The 1,618-nt window shown below is 35.8% G+C and carries 2 protein-coding genes and 2 pseudogenes; 2 read left to right on the plus strand and 2 right to left on the minus strand.

All coding sequences use genetic code 11. The features are described 5' to 3' along the window. Window positions 1–175 (minus strand): annotated as a pseudogene (locus F968_RS20125) (transposase); the annotation flags it as partial. Continuing rightward, on the minus strand, window positions 103–438 hold the full coding sequence (locus F968_RS20785) for an AAA family ATPase (protein WP_322782740.1): 336 nt from the start codon (window positions 436–438) through the stop codon (window positions 103–105). The pseudogene F968_RS20125 and the gene F968_RS20785, both read right to left, overlap by 73 nt. Before the next feature lie 238 nt (window positions 439–676). Between F968_RS20785 and F968_RS19435 the strand changes: the two genes are divergently transcribed. Together F968_RS19435 and F968_RS19440 are read left to right on the plus strand one after the other, a co-directional pair. Beyond that, window positions 677–997 carry a type II toxin-antitoxin system Phd/YefM family antitoxin gene (locus tag F968_RS19435; RefSeq protein WP_002123990.1) on the plus strand — a complete coding sequence of 107 codons (321 nt, stop codon included), beginning with the start codon at window positions 677–679 and terminating at the stop codon, window positions 995–997. Window positions 998–1,252: 255 nt separating this feature from the next. Then, a pseudogene (locus F968_RS19440) lies at window positions 1,253–1,462 on the plus strand (type II toxin-antitoxin system RelE/ParE family toxin); the annotation flags it as partial. Window positions 1,463–1,618: the final 156 nt, after the last annotated feature.

Raw genomic sequence — 1,618 nt, forward strand, 5'->3', positions numbered from 1 at the left:
TCATCTTGTGGAATCTGATCGAGTAAATCACCAAGTACCTGTGAATCACTCACATTGTTGGTTGTGAGCTGAACAGCGCGTATTTGTAAGGTTTTTTAGCATCTATACCAATATGTAATTTACGCCATTGGCGACGATATTCAGGCTGATATTTTTTACGCTTCCATTCACCCTCATTTGTGGACGCAATAAAGCAATTTGACCTTCTGCCTCAACTTGATCGTCACCTAGAGTAAAAACTCCTTTAACGGTATTTTCTTGATTGAAATTACGATCAATAAAATCTTTATTATAGACTAGAGTTTTTATTGGTTCTTCACCAAGCCATTGAAGTAAACAATGTGTGTAGCCTAATGGTTGATCTATAATTCTACAATTGTAGTTTTTCCAGACCCATTTGCCCCAAATATAAAATTTATCTACTTTAAACCATCTAATTGTGTTGGTACACTATAAGTAGCAACATTATTTATATAGACTCCAGTAAGCATAGCTTTCCCTATTTTTAATTTGCACGATTTAAAATTTATTTTTTTAGATTATATAGTTACATACAAATATCATCTACTAATTTTAGAAATATAATAGCCCCATAATAAATAACGGTCGTTTTCTTACATTCGGAACAATATTCTAAAGTGATTTAATTTTTGCCATCCAGTATAAGGTCTTAGATATGAGTCGATTAACTTTTATAAACGGTGCGATTGTTTCTGCGTCTGATGTTCGCAAATCTTGGAGCAAAATTGTTCAATGTGTCAAAGAAAGTCATAAACCTGTTTTTGTTTATACGAAGAATACGCCCGAAGCTGTTGTTCTGAGTTTTGAAGAATTTCAAAACATGCAGGAAATTGTTGAAGCCGTCCGGCGTGAACAGCTAGGACAACAAATGGTTTATGATCTTTTGGATATTAATCAGCTCACTGGTCAACCGATCAAACACATGCTTTTGAACCCCAAAGGTGTATTTGAAGAAGTAAATGGACAAGAAAAATAGCTTTTGAGGATATTAGCGGATTCGAGATTAGAGACAAGCTGATTTAAAAGTCATCTTATATTTATATTCGTTGCACAATGAGCTTTGATTTTCGTGAAATAATAGGAAGTGAAAACATTTTCGTAAGTTAAGTAGCCCTGATGACATAGAGTTGACTAAGTTTATTGAAAATTACAAAGAACGCTTGGATGTCTATAGAACTATATTAAATAATGCACTGGGTAAAGTAATAGACTCACCCCCGGCGCAAACTTAGGAGAATCTCACACATTACCAATGAGTAAAGGACTATTTGAGTTGCGCTTAAAATCTCAAGAAGGTATTGCTCGTGTTATGTATTGCACACTAGTCGGTAAACGCATTGTAATGCTCCATAGTTTTGTTAAGAAAACCCAAAAAACACCTAAGCAAGATCTAAACCTAGCACTTGACCGCATGAAAGAGGTGAAAAATGCGAACACATGAAGAAATGAAAGCACTTGCATTATCTCGTTCAGCAGTGCGTACCGAATACGAACGAATTGAACGTGAAGAAATGCCCTTGCTCGATATGGTACTTACTGCACGTCGAGAGGCAGGTCTATCCCAAGCGCAAATCGCGGAACGCATGGGAACAAATGT

The organism is Acinetobacter sp. NIPH 817 (assembly GCF_000368405.1).
In the GTDB taxonomy this organism is placed as follows: Bacteria; Pseudomonadota; Gammaproteobacteria; order Pseudomonadales; family Moraxellaceae; genus Acinetobacter.